Annotated in this window: 18 protein-coding genes; 10 read left to right on the top strand and 8 right to left on the bottom strand. The window is 66.1% G+C overall.

All coding sequences use genetic code 11. The features are described 5' to 3' along the window. Positions 1-19: 19 nt before the first annotated feature. The 6 genes from AC1DS0_RS19405 to AC1DS0_RS19380 all read right to left on the bottom strand — a co-directional run bounded on the left by AC1DS0_RS19405 (position 20) and on the right by AC1DS0_RS19380 (position 7,539). The gene (locus AC1DS0_RS19405; RefSeq protein ID WP_476815914.1) at positions 20-904 is read right to left on the bottom strand and encodes a DMT family transporter; all 885 of its coding nucleotides are present in this window, start codon (positions 902-904) and stop codon (positions 20-22) included. Positions 905-994: 90 nt separating this feature from the next. After that, positions 995-2,284 (bottom strand): ArgE/DapE family deacylase, encoded by a 1,290-nt coding sequence (locus AC1DS0_RS19400; RefSeq protein WP_476815913.1) that lies wholly within the window; start codon positions 2,282-2,284, stop codon positions 995-997. A gap of 133 nt (positions 2,285-2,417) precedes the next feature. Then, on the bottom strand, positions 2,418-4,025 hold the full coding sequence (locus AC1DS0_RS19395; protein ID WP_476815912.1) for an ABC transporter ATP-binding protein: 1,608 nt from the start codon (positions 4,023-4,025) through the stop codon (positions 2,418-2,420). Beyond that, positions 4,025-4,861: an ABC transporter permease gene (locus AC1DS0_RS19390; RefSeq protein ID WP_476815911.1), complete on the bottom strand. Its 837-nt coding sequence runs from the start codon at positions 4,859-4,861 to the stop codon at positions 4,025-4,027. The genes AC1DS0_RS19395 and AC1DS0_RS19390 overlap by 1 nt, the downstream gene beginning before the upstream one ends. Next, positions 4,858-5,835: an ABC transporter permease gene (locus tag AC1DS0_RS19385; protein WP_476815910.1), complete on the bottom strand. Its 978-nt coding sequence runs from the start codon at positions 5,833-5,835 to the stop codon at positions 4,858-4,860. Before AC1DS0_RS19385 ends, AC1DS0_RS19390 begins: the two co-directional genes overlap by 4 nt. A 147-nt stretch (positions 5,836-5,982) precedes the next feature. Next, positions 5,983-7,539: an ABC transporter substrate-binding protein gene (locus tag AC1DS0_RS19380; protein ID WP_476815909.1), complete on the bottom strand. Its 1,557-nt coding sequence runs from the start codon at positions 7,537-7,539 to the stop codon at positions 5,983-5,985. 220 nt (positions 7,540-7,759) lie between these two features. Between AC1DS0_RS19380 and AC1DS0_RS19375 the strand changes: the two genes are divergently transcribed. After that, positions 7,760-8,563 (top strand): IclR family transcriptional regulator, encoded by an 804-nt coding sequence (locus AC1DS0_RS19375; protein ID WP_476815908.1) that lies wholly within the window; start codon positions 7,760-7,762, stop codon positions 8,561-8,563. Between the two features lie 2 nt (positions 8,564-8,565). On the opposite strand, the gene AC1DS0_RS19370 is transcribed toward AC1DS0_RS19375, so the two are convergent. Then, the gene (locus tag AC1DS0_RS19370) at positions 8,566-8,997 is read right to left on the bottom strand and encodes an Lrp/AsnC family transcriptional regulator (protein ID WP_476815907.1); all 432 of its coding nucleotides are present in this window, start codon (positions 8,995-8,997) and stop codon (positions 8,566-8,568) included. A 120-nt stretch (positions 8,998-9,117) separates the two neighbouring features. Here AC1DS0_RS19370 and AC1DS0_RS19365 point away from each other — a divergent pair, with 120 nt between their 5' ends. The 9 genes from AC1DS0_RS19365 to AC1DS0_RS19325 all read left to right on the top strand — a co-directional run bounded on the left by AC1DS0_RS19365 (position 9,118) and on the right by AC1DS0_RS19325 (position 19,768). Further along, a complete protein-coding gene (locus tag AC1DS0_RS19365; RefSeq protein WP_476815906.1) occupies positions 9,118-10,245 on the top strand; it encodes a saccharopine dehydrogenase family protein in 1,128 nt (375 codons plus the stop codon). Between the two features lie 201 nt (positions 10,246-10,446). Next, a complete protein-coding gene (locus tag AC1DS0_RS19360; RefSeq protein ID WP_476815905.1) occupies positions 10,447-11,934 on the top strand; it encodes a M81 family metallopeptidase in 1,488 nt (495 codons plus the stop codon). 79 nt (positions 11,935-12,013) lie between these two features. Further along, positions 12,014-13,642, top strand: a complete 1,629-nt coding sequence (locus tag AC1DS0_RS19355; RefSeq protein WP_476815904.1) for an amidohydrolase — start codon at positions 12,014-12,016, stop codon at positions 13,640-13,642. A gap of 132 nt (positions 13,643-13,774) precedes the next feature. Continuing rightward, on the top strand, positions 13,775-15,364 hold the full coding sequence (locus tag AC1DS0_RS19350) for an ABC transporter substrate-binding protein (RefSeq protein ID WP_476816066.1): 1,590 nt from the start codon (positions 13,775-13,777) through the stop codon (positions 15,362-15,364). 88 nt (positions 15,365-15,452) lie between these two features. Then, a complete protein-coding gene (locus AC1DS0_RS19345; RefSeq protein ID WP_476815903.1) occupies positions 15,453-16,388 on the top strand; it encodes an ABC transporter permease in 936 nt (311 codons plus the stop codon). Between the two features lie 8 nt (positions 16,389-16,396). Beyond that, positions 16,397-17,218: an ABC transporter permease gene (locus tag AC1DS0_RS19340; protein ID WP_092155420.1), complete on the top strand. Its 822-nt coding sequence runs from the start codon at positions 16,397-16,399 to the stop codon at positions 17,216-17,218. 27 nt (positions 17,219-17,245) lie between these two features. Next, positions 17,246-18,208 carry a succinylglutamate desuccinylase/aspartoacylase family protein gene (locus AC1DS0_RS19335; protein WP_476815902.1) on the top strand — a complete coding sequence of 321 codons (963 nt, stop codon included), beginning with the start codon at positions 17,246-17,248 and terminating at the stop codon, positions 18,206-18,208. Between the two features lie 74 nt (positions 18,209-18,282). After that, positions 18,283-18,732 carry a type II 3-dehydroquinate dehydratase gene (gene aroQ, locus AC1DS0_RS19330; RefSeq protein ID WP_476815901.1) on the top strand — a complete coding sequence of 150 codons (450 nt, stop codon included), beginning with the start codon at positions 18,283-18,285 and terminating at the stop codon, positions 18,730-18,732. Positions 18,733-19,027: 295 nt separating this feature from the next. Further along, complete coding sequence (locus AC1DS0_RS19325) at positions 19,028-19,768, top strand: invasion associated locus B family protein (protein WP_476815900.1); 741 nt, start codon at positions 19,028-19,030, stop codon at positions 19,766-19,768. A 100-nt stretch (positions 19,769-19,868) separates the two neighbouring features. Here AC1DS0_RS19325 and AC1DS0_RS19320 read toward each other — a convergent pair whose 3' ends face one another. Next, positions 19,869-20,798, bottom strand: a complete 930-nt coding sequence (locus AC1DS0_RS19320; protein ID WP_476815899.1) for a dihydrodipicolinate synthase family protein — start codon at positions 20,796-20,798, stop codon at positions 19,869-19,871. Between the last annotated feature and the right edge of the window lie 9 nt (positions 20,799-20,807).

Below are 20,807 nucleotides of genomic sequence, written 5' to 3'. Positions count from 1 at the left end.
AAGAAAAAATGACCTAGGGTCAACGACCCGGTTTCGGCGAGACCAGAATCGCGCCCGAGGCTGCGACGACGAGCACGAGCCCAAGCCAGTCGCTGGCCGCCGGACGCTCGCCGAGAAGCAGCACCGAGCCGAGCGCTCCAACCGCCGGAACCATCAGCGTCCCCAGGCTGGCGATGCCGGCCGGAAGCCGGGCGATCACGGTGAACCAGAGGAAATAGGCGAGCGCCTGCGCGCCGAGGATATGGAAGGTCAGTGCCGCCGCAACCGGCGGCGACAACGCCTTCGGAACCGGCACGCCTTCAAAGATCAGCATGCCGATGCCGGCCGCCGCGCCGCCGATCAGCAATTGCCAAGCGGCGATCGACAGCGTCGGCGCCGCGACCGGCCAGCGCTTGGTGACGATGGTGCCGAGCGCCCAGCTGACGCTCGCAAGCAAGGCGAGCGCGAGCCCCGGCGACAACTGCCCCGCCTTGATCAGCGGCAGGCCGAGGCAGAGCAATCCGGCAATGCCGAGCCCCAGGCCGATCAGCCGCGGGCGGTCAAAGTGCTCGCCCAGTACCGGCCAGGCCATCAGCGTCGCCCAGACCGGCATGGTGAAGGTCAGGATCGCGGCGCGCGAGGTCGGCGCCATCAACTGCGCGAAGGCGAGCAGGATGTTGAAGGCGGCGATCGAGAGGATGCCGGCGACGATCAGCCTCGGCCAATGCGCCGTGGGCACCTTGAGACTGACGCCGCGCGCCAGAGCGACCGCGACCAGAGCGAGGCCGGCGAAGGTCATGCCGCCGGCCCGCAAGGTCCAGGGCGCGATCTCGGTCAGCGAGATCCGGACCGCCGGCCAATTGAAGCCCCAGAGCAGCCCGAGCAGCGGGACGAGCAGGAGCGAGCGGGCGGGCACTGACGGCATGGCGCGACTATGCGGGAGGATGCGTTGGCGGCGTCATGTGATTTCAGTGGAGGCTGGATGCACGACGGGCGTGCACCCGGCCTGCCTTCTTCAGCCCACGACCGGCTCGACGCCACACCATTCGGCGACGAAGAGCGCCATCGTGCCGGTGATGCGCTTCAGCGACGCCAGACTGACGCGCTCGTCGAAGGCGTGGATGTTCTGCGAGATCGGCCCGTAGCAGAGCGCCGGCACCTTGTCGTAGAGGGCGTAGACCCGGGTATCGAGATAGCCGGGGGTCATGAAGCTCTTCAGTGCCTTGCCGGTCGAAGCCTTGTGGGCATTGCCGAGCACGGCCTCGGCCTCGCTGCCGGGCTCGAGCACATAGCCCTCCGACCAGAAGCCGTTGAAGACGACCTTGGGCGGGTTGTTCGAGAGGAACGTGTCGGTGCGCGCGAAGGCGAGCACCTTCGCCTCGATGCGCTTGCCGAGCTCTTCGGCCGACATGCCGGGATAGAGGCCGATGCGGCAGTCGACCTTGCACCAGCACGGCACCGACGAAGCCCAGTCGCCGCCCTCGATCTTGCCGATGTTGAGGTTGATCGGATGGGCGACATCCTCGAAATGCGGCCGGCCGATCTTTTCGCGATTCAGCGCCGCCTCGACCTCGCGCAGAGCGCCGATGACCCGGTAGGCCGCGTCGATCGCATTCGCCCCGGCCGCCATCTCGCGCACATGCATCGGCACGCCGCGGACCTCGAACTGGAACCAGAGCACGCCGGTATTGGCGCGCACCAGCATCTCCTCTTCAGGTTCCGGGATCAGCACCGCATCGGCCTCGTAGCCACGCAGATGCGTCATCAGCGCGCCGTTTCCGGTCGATTCCTCCTCGACCACCGACTGGACATAGACGGTTCCCGCCGGCTGCAGGCCGATGCGCCGGAGCGCGTCGAGGCAGAATAGGTTGGCCGCACCACCCGCCTTCATGTCGGCGCCGCCGCGGCCATAGAGCCAGTCACCCTCGATGACGGGATCGAAGGGCGGATGCGTCCAGAGCTCGGCCGGGCCGGTCGGCACCACGTCGACATGGGACTGCAGGATCAGCGAGCGGCCCTTTTCCTCGCGAGGGTGGTGGATGCCGACGACGATCGGCGCTTCCGAATGCGTCTCCGAAAACGGCGCGCCGCCGGGATGGCGGCCGATCGCCTCGCGATCCATGGCGAAGCGGTCCATGGTGAAGCCGCGTTGCTTCAAGGCGCGGAAGATGAAGTCCTGGACGGTGTGCTCGTCGCCGCGCGTCGAGGGGAAGCGGATCATCTCCTGGGTGAAGGCGATCTGCTCGGCAAAGCCCGCTTCGACGGAGCTAAGGATGCGGTCGCGCAAGGCGGGATCGAGCGGCATGGCTGGGGGTCTCCGGCAGTCTTAGGGTTACGCCGTCATGCTCGCCCTTGTGGCGAGCATCCACGTCTTGGACACGGCCTGCGCCCAACGAAGGCGTTGATGGTCGGGACAAGTCCGACCATGACGAGTGTGGTCACCGCCCGAACCGCTCCCCGCCTGGGACAGCGGCGAGCAATTGGCGGGTGTAATCGTGCTGGGGGGCGGCGAAGAGCGCGGCGGTCGGGCCGGCCTCGACGATCCTGCCGCGCTGCATCACCGCGATCTTGTCGCAGATCTGCGCGGCGACGCGCAGATCGTGGGTGACGAACAGGATGGCGAGGCCGAGCCGCTGCTGGATGTCCTTGATCAGCTTGAGGATCTGCGCCTGCACGGAGACGTCGAGCGCCGAGACCGCCTCGTCGGCAACGAGCACATCCGGCTCCAGCGCGAGTGCCCGGGCGATGCCGATGCGCTGGCGCTGCCCGCCGGAGAATTCATGCGGGTAGCGGTCGATCGCGTTGGCGGAGAGGCCGACCAGTTCGAGCAGCTCCTTCGCCCGCGCCAGCGCATCCTTGCGCGAGGCGCCATGCGCGACCGGCCCGTCCGAGATGATCCGGCCCACTGTCTGGCGCGGATTGAGCGAGGCGAACGGGTCCTGGAAGACCATCTGGATGCGCTTGCGATGCGGGCGCAGCGCCGCGACGCTGAGGTCGGTGATGGTGAGATCACCGAGAGTGATGCGGCCCGAATCCGGCTCGATCAGGCGCAGGCAGCAGCGCCCGACCGTCGACTTGCCCGAGCCGGACTCGCCGACCAGCCCGAGCGTCTCGCCCCGCGCCAGCGTGAAGCTGACATCCTCGGCTGCCCTCACTTCGCGGCCAGGGCGGAAGAAGGAGCGCTTGCGATAGACCTTGCCGAGCTTTTCGACGGTGAGCACCGGCTTGCTCTCCGGCAGCGGCGGCCGCTCCGGCGGCGTCAGCGACGGCACGGCGGCGAGCAGCTTCTGCGTATAGGGATGGCGCGGCGAACCCAGCACCTGATCGACGGTGCCCTCCTCGACCAGGACGCCCTTCTCCAGCACGGCGATGCGATCGGCGATCTCGGCAACGACGCCCATGTCGTGGGTGATGAACAAGACCGCTGTGCCGTGCTTGTGGCGGAGATTGTCGAGCAGCTTGAGGATCTGCGCCTGCGTGGTGACATCGAGCGCGGTGGTCGGCTCGTCGGCGATCAGGAGCTTGGGCTCGAGCGCGAGCGCCATCGCGATCATCACGCGCTGGCGCTGGCCGCCGGAGAGCTCGTGCGGATAGGCGCGCGCCAGTCGCTCCGGCTCGGGCAGACCGACCTCGGTCAGCAATGCGACGGCTCTCGCATAGCGCTGCGGCTTGCTCAGCAGCTTATGCGCCTCGAAGGTCTCGACGATCTGGTCTGCGACGCGCATGACCGGGTTGAGCGAGGTCATCGGCTCCTGGAAGATCATGCCGACCTCGCGGCCGCGCACGTCCTGCATCGCGTCTTCCGAGAGCGCCAGCAGGTCGCGGCCAGCGAGCTTGATCGCACCCGCGACCGGCTTCACCACCCTGGGCAACAGCCCCATCACGGCATGGGCGATCATCGACTTGCCGGAGCCGGACTCGCCGACGACGCAGAGCGTCTCGCCCGCGGCGATCGCGAGCGTCGCATCCTCGACCGCATAGGGCCGGTCGGCCATGACAGGCAGAGCGAGCTTCAGGCCTTCGATCGAGAGAACGGGACCAGCCATCATTCCCTCTCCCGGGCGAGGCGCGGGTTCAGCGCGTCGTTCAGTCCCTCGCCGGCGAGATTGAGCGCCAGCACGGTCAGGAAGATCGCGACGCCCGGAAAGAAGCTGATCCACCAGGCGTCGAGCAGGCGGGTGCGGCCGGCGCCGACCATATAGCCCCAGCTCATCAGGTTGGGGTCGCCGAGGCCGAGAAAGGAGAGCGAGGATTCCAGCAGGATCGCCGAGCCGATCATCAGCGAGCCCATGACGATGATCGGCGCAATCGTGTTGGGCAGGACCTGGCTCCAGATGATCCGCGAGGTCGGCTGACCGATGGTGATCGCGGCCTGGACGTATTCGCGCGTCTTCAGCGACAGCACCTCGCCTCGCACCAATCGCGCCACCGGCGGCCAGCTGACCACGCCGATGGCGAGCACGATCGAGCCGAGCTTGGGTTGCAGGATCGCGACCAGGACGATCGCGAGCGCGAAGGAGGGGATGGTCTGGAAGAATTCGGTGAAGCGCATCAGCGCATCGTCGATGAAACCGCCGGCATAGCCGGCGATGGCGCCGAGGGGCACGCCGATCAGCAGCGCGACAATCGTCGAGACCAGGCCGATCGTCAGCGAGACGCGGGCGCCGTGGGCCAAGCCGGAGGCGATGTCGCGCCCGAGCGTGTCGGTACCGAGCGGGAAGCGATCCATGACGAAGGGCGCGAGGAATGGCCGCGCCACCGTCCGCCAGGGCGATTGCGGATAGAGCGAGGGCGCGAGGATGGCAAAGAGCACCACCGCGATCAGGATGGCAAGGCCGATCAGGGCGCCGCGATTGCGGGAAAAGCGCTTGAGGAAGCTCATGACACCGCCTCGATGCGCGGATCGGCCAGCCGGTAGACGATATCGGTCAGGATATTGAAGCCGACGACCATGGCCGAGGAGATGAAGAAGACGCCGAGCAGCACCGAATAGTCGCGCTGCACCAGGGCATCGAACATCAGGCGGCCGATACCGGGCCAGGCGAAGACGGTCTCGGTCAGCACCGCGCCGCCGACGAGCTGGCCGGCCTGCAGGCCCGCCAGCGTCACCACCGGCAGGATGGCGTTGCGGGCGACATGGCGACGCGAGATCACGCCGGGGCTGAGCCCCTTGGCGCGGGCCGTCTTGACGAAATCGGCGCCGGCGACCTCGAGCATCGAGGCCCGCATCATCCTGGCATAGAGCGCAGTGAAGAACAGGCCGAGCGTCAGGGCCGGCAGGACGAGATGGCTGGCGATATCGAGCGCGCGGGCGAGCCCGGTATAGTTCGCGCCGATGCTCTCGTAGCCGACATTGGGTACGAGACCGAGTTTCAGCGAGAAGACGATCTGGCTCATCAGCGCGACCCAGAACAGCGGCGTCGCATAGAAGACCAGAGCCAGCGTGGTGATGACGCTGTCCTGCCAGCGGCCGGCGCGGCGGGCGGCGAGCGCGCCCATCAGGGTCCCTAAGCCCAGCGAGACGATGAAGGCGGCGCCGGTCAGCAGCAGCGTCGCCGGCAGGCGGTCGAGGATCAGGCTCAGCACGCTCTGCTGCTGGCGATAGCTGAAGCCGAGATCGAAGCTGAGGTAGCCCTTGAGATAGACCCAGAGCTGCGTCAGCAGCGGTTGGTCGAGGCCGAAGCGCTCGCGCAACTGGATCAGCAATTGCTCGTCGGCAGCGCCGGCTTCGCCGGCCAGCACCTGCGCCGGGTCACCAGGGGCGGCCCGGATCAGGAAGAAGTTCAGCACCGCGATGGCGAAGAGGACGACGATCCCCTTCGCGAGCCGGCCGGCGAGGAATTGCGCGAGGTTCATTCAGACCCGTCTTTTGCTTGCCGTCGTCCCGGGCGACCGGAGGGAGACCCGGGACCCATACCGGAACGGTTCAGGCATGGGTCCCGGATCGGCGCCGCTGACGCGGCTTGTCCGGGACGACATTGCCCAGGCGATCAGCTTTGGAACTCACTCCTTCCAGGCATCGCGGAAGCCGTCGTCGACACCGATGCCGGTGGTGACGAGGTTCTTGACGTTGCAGCGATAGATGGTCGGGAAATCCATCTCGAGCAGCCAGAGCACCGGCAATTCGTCCGCCAGGAGCTTCTGCACTTTCGTGTAAAGCTCCTGTCGCGCGCTGTCCGTCGGCGCGATCGCCGCCTCGGCGAAGAGCTTGTCGACCTCGGGATTGGAATAGCCGCCGACATTGGCGAAGGGATTGCCCTTGGCGATATTCGAGGTGATGTAGCTGCGCGCCACGCCCATGGCGGGGTCGCCGAGCTGGTAGAGGAAGTTGAAGTTGAGGTCGAAGTCCCAGTTGCTGGCCTTCTGGGTCCAGCCGGGCACGTCGGTGTTCTCGACCTGCACCTTGACCCCGACATCCTCGAGGTTCTGCTTGATCGCCTCGGTCCAGCGCGTCCAGGTCTCGCCATAGGGCAGGTTGAGCAGGCGGATCGTCTCGCCCTTGTAGCCGGATGCCTTGATCAGCTCCTTCGCCTTGGCCGGGTCGAAGGCATATTTCGGCACGTCCGCCGAATAGAACTTGGTCTTCGACGAGATCGGGCCGGTCGGCAGCTTGCCGAGCCCGCCCCAGACCACCTCGCGGCCGAACTCGCGGTCGATCGCGTACATCAGCCCCTGGCGGAACTGCTTGTTGCCCAAAATGCCGTTGCGGACATTCGGGGTGAGCCAGGCATGGGGGGCGAACATCTCCCAGCCCTTGGTGGTCATGCAGGTGTCGGGCAGCTTGGAGAGCCTCGCCACGTCGTAGACGTCGACCGAGCCGCCGGTCAGCACGTCGACCTTGCCGGTCTCGTAGGCGACGGCGCGCGCCGCCGCGTCGGGGATGATCTGCCAGTAGATCTCGTCGAGGTTCGGCTTGCCCTTCAGCCAGTAGTTCTCGTTCTTGACGAGGTGGATGTAGGAGCCCTTCTTCCACTCCTTCAGCTTGAACGGGCCGGTGCCGATCGGCGTATTGTTGGCCGGATTGGCGCGATAATCGGTGCCGTCATAGATGTGCTTCGGGATCATCGGCGCGGAGGCGACCTCCTGCGTCATGATCAGCGGGCCGAAGGGCTGCTTCAGCGTGATCTTCACGGTGAGGTCGTCGACCTTCTCGATCTTCTCGACCTGGGCGTTGACGATCGGGCGCCAGCGCGGATGGACCTCGCGCAGGAACTTGTCGAGGGTGAAGACGACGTCGTCGGCGGTGAACGGCTTGCCGTCATGCCAGGTCACGCCCTCCTGCAGCTTGAAGGTGTAGACCTTGGCGTCCGGCGAGATCTCCCAGCTCTTGGCCAGCGAGGGTTGCGGCTCGAGCTTCTCGTTATAGCGCAGCAGCGACTCGTAGATGTTGCCGGCGACCATGTTGGTCGGGCCGTTCTGGTTGAGCCCCTGCATCAGCATCGGCGGCTCGGGCTGAACGACGACGTGGACCGTGCCGCCCTTCTTGGGTTCCTGCGCCTGCGCCACGCCGAGCGCCAGGACGGAGGCGGCGAGCGCCAGGCCAAATCTCAATCCGGTCATCGTCGTTCTCCGTTCCCAGCGCCGGGATCCGCAGCACGCAGCGGTCCAGGCGTCCCCGTTTTTCGTTCACCAGCCAGCTCAGGCCGATCGCACCCGATCAGGCGTCCATTGGCAAGCTCCGCCGCAATGAAAGCGAGAGACAAATTCCGTGTCAAGGATTGACATGCCGTGTTATTAGGCGACACGCTCAGCAAACGAACATGGCGTACTCACACTTGCGATGAAGCACAAAGACGAGGACAGGGCCGCACAACTGCCGCCGGGCGTGCCGATCGTCCGAGCCGTCGACCGTGCGATCGCCTTGCTCAGGGCCTTCCGCCCGGAGTATCCGCGGCTCGGCCTCAGTGAGCTGGCCCGGCAGGTCGGCCTCGACAAGGGTACGACGCGGCGTCTGCTGCTGACTTTGCAGCTCAACGAACTCGTCGAATACGATGAGCATTCCCAGAGCTATGCGCTGGCCGTCGGGCTGATCGAACTCGGCAGCGCGGTGACGACCGGCCGCGAACTGCGCGACATCGCCGGCCCCTATCTGACCGAGATTGCCGAGAAGACCGGCGCGACCGCCTTCCTCTGGGTCCATATCGCCGGCCGAGGGCTCTGCGTCGATCGCGTCCGCGCCTCGCTGCCACATGTCGATGCGACCTGGTTCGCGGTCGGCGCGCAGGCGCCACTCAACTGCGGCGGCGGCCCGCGCGTGCTGCTGGCTTTTCTCGATGACGATCAGCGGCGCCTCGCTTTGTCGCTCGATCTGCCCAAGCGTGCTCCGGCGAGCCAGACTGATCCCAACCTGCTCTGGCGCGAGGCCGAGCGCATCCGCGCGCAGGGCTGGGAGCTGGCAGCCGATGATTTCTTCATCGGGTTGACCGGTGTCGGCGTGCCGATCTTCGACCGCTCGGGCGCGCTCGCCGGCGCGCTCAGCATCTCCTCGCTGACCTCGATCGTCGCGCCACAAGGGCGCCCGGTGCATCTCGACGCACTGCGCGACGCCGCGGCGCGCATCGGAGGACGCGTCCTGCCGGATTGAGGCTACCGCTCGATCCGGGTCGACAGGATGATCGAGGACATGGTGCGCTCGACGCCTTCGAGCGCGCCGATCCGATCGATCAGCCCGTCGAGCTCGCCGATCGAGGGCGCGACCACCACGGCGATCATGTCGAATTGGCCGCTGATCGAATGCAACGTCCTGATCTCGGGGATGCGGCGCAGCTCCGTCTCGACGCGCGCCGCAAGCTTCGGCAGGGCGGTGATCAGGACATGCGCCTTGACCTGGCCCTTCTCGTAATCCTCCGAAAGTCGTGCGGTGTAGCCGGCGATGACGCCGCGACGCTCCAGCCGCTCGATCCGGCTCTGCACCGTCGTGCGTGACAGGCCGAGCTTGCGGCCGAGCTCGGCCACCGGAGCGCGGGCGTTCTCGGTGAGCAGGGTCAGGAGCTGGCGATCTGTCGGGTCTATCGGCATAGCGCCGAAATCTTACGGCGTTTCGCTGAAAAATCCCATATGAATCGTCGTGTCACCGGCTTCTATCCGACGAAGCCTTCGGTGAATCTATCTGACAGAAACAGATTCATCGGGGGAACCATGAAAAGCGTGGTCGTCATCGGCGCCGGCAAGATCGGCGCAACCATCGCCGACCTGCTCGGCGCAACCGGGGATTACCGCGTGGTGATCGCCGACCGTTCCAACGAACAGCTTGCCGCGATCAAGACCAGCCCGACGATCTCGACCCGCCGGGTCGATATCACCGACGGCGCCGAGCTCGCCCAGGTCCTGAACGGCGCCTTCGCCGTGCTCTCGGCCGCCCCTTACGATCTGACGACGCGCATCGCCGAGGCCGCCGCCGCCCAGGGCGTGCACTATCTCGACCTGACCGAGGACGTCGCCTCGACCCGCCGGGTCAAGGAACTGGCGCTGACCGCCAAGGCGGCGCTGATCCCGCAATGCGGGCTCGCACCTGGCTTCATCTCGATCGTCGCCGCCGATCTCGCCCGCGATTTCGACCAGCTGGATAGCCTGAAGCTTCGGGTCGGCGCGCTGCCGCAGTACCCGTCGAACGCGCTGAACTATAACCTGACCTGGAGCACGGACGGGGTCATCAACGAGTACTGCGAACCCTGCGAAGCGGTCGTCAACGGCGAGCGCGTGCTGGTGCCGGCTATGGAAGAGCGCGAGGAGTTCTCGCTCGACGGCATCACCTACGAGGCCTTCAACACCTCGGGCGGACTCGGCACGCTTTGCGATACGCTCGCCGGCAAGGTGCGCACGCTGAACTACCGCACCATCCGCTATCCCGGCCATTGCGCGATCATGAAGGCGCTGCTGCAGGATCTGCGCCTGTCCGAGCGTCGCGACGTGCTGAAGGACATCTTCGAGAATGCCCTGCCGAGCACGCTGCAGGACGTGGTCGTGATCTTCGTCACCGCCAGCGGCCGCCTCAACGGGCGCCTGACCCAGCAGACCTATGCCAACAAGGTCTACAGCGCCGTGGTCGGCGGCGTGATGCGTAGCGCCATCCAGATCACCACGGCCTCGGGCATCTGCGCCGTGCTCGACCTGCTGGCGGAGGGCAAGCTGCCGCAGAAGGGCTTCGTCAAGCAGGAGGATATCGGCTTCGACGCCTTCCTCGCCAACCGCTTCGGCCGCGCCTATGCCCGGCCCGAGGATCTCGGCCACGCCCCCGGCGAGACCCACGCGGCCCGCGCCGCCTGAGCCCGTTCCGCAAAAGTGGGCACCACTTTTGCGATAAGAACTGCTCAAGCCTGAATTCGCGCGAAGCATATTCGCCCCTGCCCCGCAAGCGGGCCGATGTGAGGGGACGCATGAACGGGTCCGGGCTGGCAAACGCCCGGACCCACGCTACAAAACAAAAAATGGTTCCATAGGGAACGTTTTCGGGGGAACGATCGCACGATGGCCAGACGCGTCCTGATCGCGGAATTCATGCACGAGACGAACACCTTCAGTGTTCAGCTCACCGATGAGGCGGTGTTCCGCCATCACGGCGTCTTCCGCGACAACGAGGTTCCCGCCGCCTTCCAGGGCACGCGGACCTCGATGGGCGCCGCCTTCGAGGCCGCCGAAAAATTCGGCTGGAGCCTCGTCCACCCGCTCGTTACCGGAGCCAACCCGTCAGGCCGCGTCACCGATGCGGCCTTCGACGTCTTCGCCGGGATGATCCTTTCCGCCTGCGAGCGGCTCGACGGCGTGCTGCTGCATCTGCACGGCGCGATGGCGACGGAAAGCTCGGATGACGGCGAGGGCGAATTGCTCAAGCGCATCCGCACCAAGGTCGGCCCCGATATTCCCGTGGTCGCGATCCTCGACCTGCACGCGACGCTGACGCAAGCAATGGCCGACAACGCCAACGCGCTGATCTCCTATCGGACCTATCCGCATATCGACCAGTATGAGCGGACCTGGCAGGGCGCCGAATTGCTGGAACGGGCGATGCAAGGCGAGATCAGGCCGCGTGTCGCGGTGGCGCGCCGGCCGATCCTCTACGCGCTCGATGGCGGACGCACGACCTCGCCGCCCTTCATGGAGCTGCTGCGCCGGGGCGATGTACTGGAGGCCGCCGGCGATGCGCTCGTCGTCAGCGTCCAGGCTGGCTTTTCCTCGGCCGATGTCCACGATATCGGCCCCTCCATCGCCGTCACCCATGACGATCGTGGCAAGGCGCAGGCCATCGCCGAGGAGCTGATGGACTATGCCTGGGAGCAGCGGCACTTCTCCTCGATCCACTTCACCCCGCTGAAGGAAGCGATGGCCAAGGCCAAGGCGGGCGAAGGCACGCTCGGCCCGGAAGCAGGCGGCAAGCCGGTCGTGATCTCCGACTATTCCGACAATCCGGGCTCGGGCGCCTATGGCGATGCGACCAACCTGCTGCGCGCCATGCTCGACGCCGGCCTCAGGAATGTCGGCTTCCATGCGATCCGCGATCCGGAGGCTGCGCTCGCAGCGCAGGCGGCCGGCGTCGGCAATCGCGTCAAGCTGAAGCTCGGCGGCAAGGTCGATCCCAATACAGGCGGCGGCCCGCTCGAGCTCGACGCCCATGTCGTGGCGCTCACCGACGGGCATTTCATCTGCTACGGGCCGATGGCCGGCGGCGTCTGGCGCAATTACGGGCTCTCGGCCCTGCTGCGGGTCGACGATGTCGAGATCATCGTCATCACCCATAACGGCCAGGCGACCGACCTTGCCCAGTTCACCTCGCTCGGCGTCGATCCGACGCGGAAATCGACTGTCATCGTCAAATCGATGCAACATTTCCGCGCCGCCTTCGAGCCGATCGCCCGCGAGGTGATCGAGGTCGACACCGGCGCGCTCTCGACCAAGAACTTCAAGGAGCGCCCCTACAAGAAGGTGCGCCGCCCGATCTTCCCGCTCGACGATATCTGAGCGGGATCAAAGACCACGACCGGCCGAAAGCGCCGGCAGCGACAAGACCGGAGGATGCAGGGATGACGGAGCTAAGGGCATGAGCGTCAAGGCCGATATCGTGCTGCGCGGCGGGCCGATCTGGTGCGGCCGCGAGGAGGGCGTGGTCGAGGCGCTGGCGCTCTGGGGCGACAAGGTGCTCGCCGCCGGCAAGGAGGCCGAGATCGCCAGCCTGATCGGGCCCTCGACCAAGGTCATCGACCTCGGCGGGCGCCTGGCAACGCCGGGGCTGAACGATTCCCATCTCCATTTGATCTCGGTCGGCCTGACCATGGACTGGGTCGATGCCCGCCCCGCCGCAGCGCCGACGCTGGAGGCGTTGCTCGGCCAGATCGCCGAGCGCGCCGCCAAGTCGAAGCCCGGCGACTGGGTGCTGGCGCGCGGCTACGACCAGACCAAGCTCGACACCGGCCGACACCCGTTCCGCGAGGAGCTAGACCGCGCCTCCCCGAACAATCCGGTGATGCTGGTCCGCACCTGCGGCCACATCTCGATCGTCAATTCATTGGCTCTCAAGCTCGGCGGCATCGACGAGACCTCACCGACCCCGCCCGGCGGGCTGATCGAGCAGCAGAACGGCCGTCTCACCGGCATGCTGGCGGAGAACGCCCGCGCCCCGGTCAAGGCCGCGATTCCAGCGCCGAGCGAGGAGCAGCTCCTCGCTGCGATCGAGCGCGGCGGCAACTACCTGCTCTCGCTCGGGATCACCAGCTGCATGGACGCAGCGGTTGGGATGGTCACCGGCTTCAACGAAATCGCGGCCTATCATAAGGCCAAGCGCGACGGCCGCCTGCCGGTTCGCACCTGGCTCGCCCTGCTCGGCGACGAGGGCCGCTCGATCGTGCCGCAATGCCATGACGCAGGGCTGATCTCCGGCACCGGCGACGAGATGCTGATGATTGGCGCGGTCAAGATCTTCCTCGATGGTTCGGCGGGCGGGCGCACCGCCTGGATGAGCGAGCCCTATCTGGGCGAGGACAAGACCACCGGCGTGCAGATGCTCTCGGACGAGGATCTCGAGCGCCAGGTACTGGACGCTCATGCCAAGGGCTACCAGCTCGCCTGCCACGCCATCGGCGACGCAGCGATCGAGCAGCTGATCACCGCCTATGAGAAGGCGCTCAAAGCCTATCCCGATCCCGACCGGCGCCACCGCATCGAGCATTGCGGCTTCTCCACGCCGCAGCAGCACGAGCGCATGGTCAAGGCCGGCATCTATCCCTGCCCGCAGCAGGTCTTCATCCATGATTTCGGCGACGCCTATATCAAGGTGCTCGGCGACGAGCGCGCGCTGCCGAGCTATCCGTTCCGGACCTGGTTCGCCCTTGGCCTGAAGCCGGCGACCGGCAGCGATGCGCCGGTCTGCGACCCCGATCCGTTCCCGAACTTTCACACCATGCTGACGCGCCAGACCTGGCGCGGCACGGTGATGGATGAGCGCCAGCGCGTCTCGATCGAGGAAGCGCTGCAGGCCTACACCGAATACGGCGCCTTCTCGCAGAAGCAGGAGGAGGTGAAGGGCAAGCTCGTGCCCGGCTTCCTCGCCGACGTCGCCGTGTTCTCGCGCGATCTGCTCTCGGCCACGCCGGGAGAAATCCTGAAGGACACCCGCTGCGACCTCACCATTCGCGGTGGCAAGGTCGTCTACGAGCGTTCAGGGACCGCCTGAACGCGCTGCACAATGGAAACAAGAAGACAGGGCGGAAAACCCCGTTAAGGTCTCAGATGGAACGAATATCGGCGCCGGCCAACGGCGCCGACCTCAAAAGAGTTCACCAACAAATTGGGAGGTTTCGACGTGTTGAAAAAGCTTGCCTTCACGACCGCGCTGACATTCGCGGCCTTCACCCTGCAGGCGCAGGCTCAGGAGCCGCGCCGCGGCGGCACGATCCGCTTCACCGCGCCCTATGGCGCCTCCTTCGTCAGCAATGACAGCCATGTCTCGAACCAGATTCAGGACGAGATCTACGGCTATGCGCTGCACGGCATGCTCTACAAATGGGATGCCAAGAACGGCAAGCCGGTGCTCGACATCGCCGAGAGCGTCCAGGTCTCGGCCGACGGCAAGACCTATACCTACAAGCTGCGCGACAATGCGCTCTTCCATAACGGCCGCAAGCTGACCTCCGACGACGTCATCTGGTCCTATACCCGCATCATGGACGGGGCGAAGAACTATCCGGGCGCGCGCTATGTCGCCCGCATCGTCGGCGCGACCGAGGTCCAGAAAGGCCAGGCCAAGGAAATCTCCGGCCTGAAGAAGATCGACGATTCCAGCTTCTCGATGACGCTGACCGACAAGGCCGATCCCGGCTACTTCCTGTTCCAGGCGCAGACTGCGATCCTGCCGGCCAAGGAAGCACAGGCCGCCGGCTTCTTCGACAAGCCCATCGGCCTCGGCCCCTTCAAGTTCGTCGAGCACGTGCCGGGCTCGCGCATGGCCTTCGAGCGCTGGGATAAATACTACCTGACCGGCAAGCCCTATGCCGACAAGCTCGTGATCTCGCCGATGGGCGAGGCGGCGGCGCGCGACGTCGCCTTCCGCAACAAGGAAGTCGACGTCTCGATCCTGGGCTCGACCCAGTATGTCGCCTACAAGGCCGACCCGAACCTGTCGAAGGGCATCCTTGAGGTCGCCGAGGTCTTCACCCGCAATATGGGCATGAACCCGACCTTCAAGCCCTTCTCCGACAAGCGCGTGCGCCAGGCGATCAACCACGCCATCGACAGCGAGCTGATCATCAAGCGCCTCGTCCGCGACAAGGCCTACCGCGCTGCGAGCTGGCTGCCGCTGTCCTCGCCGGCCTTCGACAAGGACGCCAAGCCCTACGCCTTCGATCCGGACAAGGCCAAGAAGCTGCTGGTCGAGGCCGGCTATCCCGATGGCTTCGAGTTCGAATGGACCGCGACGCCGAACGAGAGCTGGGGCGTTCCGATCGTCGAAGCCACGATCCCGATGCTCGCCAAGGTCGGCATCAAGGTGAAGGTCAAGCCGGTCGAGACCTCGGCGCTTGGCGGCGTCGTCGTGGGCGGCGACTTCCAGGCCTATATCTGGTCGAACACCTCGGGGCCCGACACGCTGACGGCGCTGAAGTGCTTCCATTCCTCGACGCCGCGCTCGTCCTGCAACTACACCACCTTCAAGAACGCAGGCTTCGACAAGCTGATCGACGACGCCTCGAACGAGACCGATCCGGCCAAGCAGCTCGACCTCCTGAAGAAGGCCAACGCCTTCTTGCAGGAACAAGCGCCGGTCTGGTTCTTCAATTACAACAAGGCGGTGCTGGCCTATCAGCCCTGGCTGCACGGCCTCCAGCCGAACTCGACCGAGCTCGCCCTGCAGCGCTATGAGGAGCTCTGGGTCGACACCACCTCGCCTGCGGCGAAGTAAACCCATCCTGGCCCCCGCCGTCACAGGCGGCGGGGGCTTGCCCGCCTCCGCCCGCCGGTGACGCCCCGGCGCTCAGGAGCCTATCGTCATGTTGCCTTATGTCTTTCGCCGGCTGCTGCAGGCCATTCCGATCCTGCTCGCGGTCGCCGCGCTGATTTTCGTGCTGTTCAGCGTCATCCCCGGCAATTTCGCCACCAGCCAGATGGCCGACGGCCGCAGCAATATCGACGCTGCGACGATCGAGCGGATGAACCAGCAGTTCGGCCTCAACGATCCGCTGCCGCTGCGCTTCGCCAAATATGTCGGCGGGCTCGCGACCTTCGATCTCGGCGATTCCTTCCGCACCCGTCAGCCTGTCACCGCGCTGATCGGCGAGCGGCTCTGGCCAAGCCTGCAGCTCGCGCTCGCAGCGATGCTCTTCGCCATCGTCATCGGCGTGCCGCTCGGCTTCGTGGCCGCGCTGAAGCCGGGAGGCTGGGTCGACATGCTCTCGATGGTCTTCGCGGTCTCCGGCCTGTCGCTGCCGATGTTCTGGCTCGGCCTGTTGCTGATGTATGGCTTCGCGCTGACGCTGAACTGGTTCCCCAGTTTCGGTTATGGCGATGGCGATCCCCGCTACATCGTGCTGCCGGCGATCGCGCTCGGCGTCTCGCCGCTGGCGCTGCTCGCCCGCACCGCACGGGCCGCCGTGCTCGAGATCATGCATGCCGACTTCGTCCGCACCGCCCGCGCCAAGGGTGCGAGCGCCTATCGCGTCATGCGCTGGCATGTCGCCCGCAACGCGCTCGTCATCGTCCTGACCACGCTCGGCCTGCAGTTCGGCTCGGTGCTCGGCCAGGCGGTCGTCGTCGAGAAGCTGTTCGCCTGGCCGGGGCTCGGCTCGCTCCTGGTCGACAGCGTCACCTGGCGCGACATCCCGGCAGTGCAGGGCTGCATCCTGACGATCGTGCTCTTCTTCCTCGTCGTGAACATCGCCGTCGACGTGCTCTGCGCCGTCGTCGATCCGCGCATCAAGTATAGCTAGGTCGCCTCATGAAGTTCCGTGCCAACCTCTGGATCGGCGCCACCTGCTTTGCGCTCGTCGTCGCCGGCGGCGTGTTCGCGCCCTGGCTCGCCCATACCGATCCCGTCATGGACGCCAATCTGATGAACGCGGAAGTCCCGCCCGGCTCCGAATTCTGGTTCGGCACCGACGCGCAGGGCCGCGACATCTACAGCCGCGTGCTGCATGGCGCGCGCATCTCGCTGACGGTCGGCATCGTCTCGCAACTGATCAACACGTGCATCGGCGTCGCGCTCGGCCTTTCCGCCGCCTATTGGGGCGGCTGGTGGGACGATTTCGTCAACGGCCTCACCAATATGATGCTCGCCATCCCCTCGCTGATCTTCGCGCTGGCGATCATGGCGATCCTGCAGCCCGGCCTGACCAGCCTCCTGATCGCGCTCGGCCTGACCAACTGGTCCTTCACCTGCCGGCTGACGCGCGCCGCGACGCTCTCGGTAAAGCAGCTCGGCTATGTCGAGGCGGCGAGGTCCCTCGGCTACGGCACCTTCCGCATCATGTTCACCCAGATCCTGCCGAACATCGCCGGCCCGATCATCGTGATCGGCACGCTCGGCATGGGCGGCGCGGTGCTTGCGGAAGCCTCGCTCTCCTTCCTTGGTCTCGGCATCCGCCCGCCCTTCCCGAGCTGGGGCTCGATGCTCTCCGACGCACGTGACCAGATCTCGACCGCGCCCTGGATCTCGATCTTCCCGGGCCTCGCCATCTTCCTGACCGTGCTTGGCCTCAACCTGCTCGGCGACGGCCTGCGCGATATCCTCGATCCGCACTCGCAAACCCGCAAGGCCTGAGCTTCCCCTTCACGAAAGACTACGCCTTTGACCACCACCGACCTCGACGACGGCCCGCTCGAAACCGTCAGCTTCATCGGCCTGAAACCCGGCCCCAAGCTGATCGTGACCGGCGCCGTCCACGGCAACGAGCCCTGCGGGCCGACCGCGATCCGCCATGTCATCGAGGAGTGCCGGGCGGGCCAGATCAAGATCCTGCGCGGCGAGGTCACCTTCCTGCCCGTCACCAATCCCAAGGCTTTCCGCCTGAAGACCCGCGAGGGCGACCGCAACTTCAACCGCGACCTGCGCGAACGCCCGCTGGCTGGCGATTACGAGGACCGGATCGGCAATCCGGTCTGCGCCCTGCTTCGCCGGCATGATGCGCTGCTCGACATCCACTCTTTCCGGCAGGAGGGCGAGCCCTTCGTCTTCTTCGGCCCCTCGAATAATCGCGGCGAGCTGGAGCCTTTCGCGCGAGCAGAAGAGGAGATGGCGCTCGCCTCGTGCCTCGGCGTCTCCACGGCGATCCATGGCTGGCTCGACAACTACGCCAGGCTGCTCGACATCCGCGCGCGCCTGCCGGTGCCCAGGCTCAACGTCACCGAGGGCTATGGCACGACCGAGTTCATGCGCTTTAGCGGCGGCTATGCGGTGACACTGGAATGCGGCACGCATGATGACCCCAAGGCCGCCGATATCGGCTATGCGGCGATCCGCAACACGCTGGCGCAGTTGCAGCTGGTCGATGCGCCACTGCCGCAGCCCGCGCTCCGCGACGTGATCGAGATGGTCGAGGTCCTGCTCTGCGAAAACGAGGGCGACCGCGCCGAGACGGGCTGGCGCACCGGCGATGCGGTCAAGGCCGGGGCCACGCTCGCCCATCGCGCCGACGGCTCGAAGGTGACAGCGCCTGGAGACGGCTACATCATCTTCCCGAACGCCGCGCCCAAGCTCGGCGAGGCGATCTGCCATTTCGGCATCGCCAGCAAGCGGCAAACCAGCGGCTAACCTTCGCTATCGATACCCGATCTTGCTTCATGCGCTGATCGCGGCAACATGCAGCCGCGACCTCAGGAGCTTCCATGTCCCGTCTCGTCTATGTTCTCAACGGCCCCAACCTGAACCTGCTCGGCAAGCGCCAGCCGCACATCTACGGTTCCGAGACCCTGGCCGATGTCGAGGTTGCCTGCCGGGCGCTGGGCAAGGAACTCGAACTCGAGATCCGCTTCCATCAGTCGAACCGCGAATACGAGATCATCGACTGGATTCACGAGGCGCGCGAGCAGGCCGTCGGTATCGTCATCAACCCCGGCGCCTTCACCCACACCTCGGTCGCGATCCTCGACGCGCTTAACGCCTTCGACGGCACGGTGATCGAGTGCCATATCTCGAACGTGCACAAGCGCGAGAGCTTCCGGCACCATTCCTACATGTCGCTGCGCGCCGACGGCGTCATCGCCGGCTTCGGCACGCAGGGCTATCTGCTCTCGCTGCGCCGGGTGGCAAAGCTCGCCGACGAGAAGAAGGACTGAGCCGACTGCGGCTCTCGCCCACCGCGATTTGGCGCCGGCCTGGTTGGCCGGCGTAGGCGCCAAGATCTACCGTCGCCAGCGAACCGTCAGGAGAGACTGGCTTAAACTGCATTCGCCGCGGCTACGACGATCGGTTTGGCAACAAGATTTTTCCTTACAATAACTAAAAACAAGATCAGATCTTCAGCTAGGAGCAACAGAGCTTCTCTCCTGCCACGACAACTTGCACACGACAGGCGAATGCCCTAACCGCAACTCGGCCGCGCCGTTCGGCTGCTGCAACGAGAACCCTGACGTGACCAAAGCAAATCTTCTTCTCGGTATCACCCTGCTCGCCGGCTGGGTCAGCCTCCCGGCTGTCTCCGCCCTCGCCCAGGCCGAGCCGCCGGCAACCGAGCAAGATGAGGAGGCGGAGCCGGCGCCGCGTGCACCAGCTGCCCGCCCGACTCCCGCACGGCCGGCACCACGCCAGGCTGCCCCTGCTGCCCGCCAGACCAATCCGACCGCCCGTCCCGCGACCGCGCAGGCTCCAGCCGCCGCACCGGCGACGCCGAGCGTGAGCCAGCCTGCCACCGCGACGGCGCGACTGCCGAACGGCGCCTCGGCGGTCAACGAGGTCTATGGCGACTGGACCGTGGATTGCCGCATCAATGATGGCCAGAAGCTCTGCCTGCTGACCCAATCGCAGGGCGACAGCCGGACCAACCAGCGTGTCTTCGCGATCGAATTACGCGCACCCAAGGATAGCCGCGCCGAAGGCACGATCCTGATGCCTTTCGGGGTCAAGCTCGAAAATGGCGCCGTGCTCAAGCTCGACGAGAAGGATCTCGGCCAGGGCCTGCGCTTCTCGACCTGCGTCCCGGCCGGCTGCCTGCTGCCGATTTCCTTCCCGACCGTGGCGACCGACGCGATAAAGGGCGGCAAGACGCTGACCGCAGCGGCCCTCAACCTGTCCAGCAACGACGTGGTCTCGTTCAACATCGCGCTGAACGGCTTCGGCCCGGCGCTCGACCGGCTGGTGCAGCTGGCGAACTGAAGCGCCATCCGCACGTTTCTCAATTATCCCGAGCATCTCCATCGAGACGCTCGGGACCAGGTGTTGTCGATCGGGATCGGCACGGCCGTCGTGAGGCCGTTCAGAGCTTGGCGCGCGGATCGTGCTTGGCGAGGCGGCCGAGCAGGTAGTCGACCTCCGCCTTGGCGGCAGCGGTCAGGCCCGGGCCGGGCTTGCGCTGGGCGTCGCTGGCGAGGATGCCGCGCTTCATCATCACATATTTGCGCACGGCGAGGCCGACGCCCTGCTGCTGCTCATAGCGCAGCAGCGGCAGATGCGCGTCGAAGATGTCATGCGCATCGTCGCGCCGACCGGCCTTGCTCGCCTTGACCACGTCGATCAGCAGTTCCGGGAAAGCATAGCCGGTATTGGCACCGTCGGCGCCGCGCTCCATCTCGAAATCGAGGAAAAGCCCGCCATTGCCGGTGAGGATCGCGACCCGGCGCAGCGAGCCTTCGGCCTCGAACTTGCGCAGCGTCGAGATCTTCTCGAGGCCCGGCCAGTCCTCGTGCTTCAGCATCACGCAGGACGGGTTGTCCTGGATGATCTTGCGGATCACCGCCGGCGTCATCACCACCGAAAGCGTCAGCGGATAATCCTGAATGACGAAGGGGATGTCGGCGCCGATCGCCTCGACGGCCTGAGCGTAATAGCCGGTGATCTGGTCGTCGGTGCGTAAGTTTGTCGGCGGGGCGATCATCACGCCGCCGGCGCCCAGATCCATCACCTGGCGTGCCAGCGAGCGCATCGCCGCGAAGCCCGGGGCGGAGACGCCGACGATGATCGGCTTGCCGCCCATCTTCGCCACGGCGCGCTTGACCAGGCCGATCGATTCCTCCGGCTCGAGCTTGGGCGCCTCGCCCATGATGCCGAGCACGGTGACACCATCTGAGCCGATGCCGTGATAGAACTCGAACAGCCGGTCGGCCGAGGTCCAGTCGACGCTGCCATCCGGGTTGAACGGGGTCGGAGCGATCGGGAAGACGCCGGAGGCTTCAGTGGTCAAAGGCATTGCAGTTCT

Source organism: Allobosea sp. P4_H5, assembly GCF_056400825.1.
Note: the sequence above shows the minus strand (reverse complement) of the source record. Positions and strands in the feature narration are given on the sequence as shown.

Excerpts from the sequence above, each read along its gene's own strand:
- AC1DS0_RS19355 (WP_476815904.1), top strand. The coding sequence starts at position 12,014 with ATGAGCGTCAAGGCCGATATCGTGCTGCGCGGCGGGCCGATCTGGTGC.
- AC1DS0_RS19360 (WP_476815905.1), top strand. The coding sequence starts at position 10,447 with ATGGCCAGACGCGTCCTGATCGCGGAATTCATGCACGAGACGAACACC.
- AC1DS0_RS19365 (WP_476815906.1), top strand. The coding sequence starts at position 9,118 with ATGAAAAGCGTGGTCGTCATCGGCGCCGGCAAGATCGGCGCAACCATC.
- AC1DS0_RS19405 (WP_476815914.1), bottom strand. The coding sequence starts at position 904 with ATGCCGTCAGTGCCCGCCCGCTCGCTCCTGCTCGTCCCGCTGCTCGGG.
- AC1DS0_RS19370 (WP_476815907.1), bottom strand. The coding sequence starts at position 8,997 with ATGCCGATAGACCCGACAGATCGCCAGCTCCTGACCCTGCTCACCGAG.
- AC1DS0_RS19390 (WP_476815911.1), bottom strand. The coding sequence starts at position 4,861 with ATGAGCTTCCTCAAGCGCTTTTCCCGCAATCGCGGCGCCCTGATCGGC.
- AC1DS0_RS19400 (WP_476815913.1), bottom strand. The coding sequence starts at position 2,284 with ATGCCGCTCGATCCCGCCTTGCGCGACCGCATCCTTAGCTCCGTCGAA.
- AC1DS0_RS19385 (WP_476815910.1), bottom strand. The coding sequence starts at position 5,835 with ATGAACCTCGCGCAATTCCTCGCCGGCCGGCTCGCGAAGGGGATCGTC.
- aroQ (WP_476815901.1), top strand. The coding sequence starts at position 18,283 with ATGTCCCGTCTCGTCTATGTTCTCAACGGCCCCAACCTGAACCTGCTC.
- AC1DS0_RS19380 (WP_476815909.1), bottom strand. The coding sequence starts at position 7,539 with ATGACCGGATTGAGATTTGGCCTGGCGCTCGCCGCCTCCGTCCTGGCG.
- AC1DS0_RS19320 (WP_476815899.1), bottom strand. The coding sequence starts at position 20,798 with ATGCCTTTGACCACTGAAGCCTCCGGCGTCTTCCCGATCGCTCCGACC.
- AC1DS0_RS19340 (WP_092155420.1), top strand. The coding sequence starts at position 16,397 with ATGAAGTTCCGTGCCAACCTCTGGATCGGCGCCACCTGCTTTGCGCTC.
- AC1DS0_RS19375 (WP_476815908.1), top strand. The coding sequence starts at position 7,760 with ATGAAGCACAAAGACGAGGACAGGGCCGCACAACTGCCGCCGGGCGTG.
- AC1DS0_RS19345 (WP_476815903.1), top strand. The coding sequence starts at position 15,453 with ATGTTGCCTTATGTCTTTCGCCGGCTGCTGCAGGCCATTCCGATCCTG.
- AC1DS0_RS19395 (WP_476815912.1), bottom strand. The coding sequence starts at position 4,025 with ATGGCTGGTCCCGTTCTCTCGATCGAAGGCCTGAAGCTCGCTCTGCCT.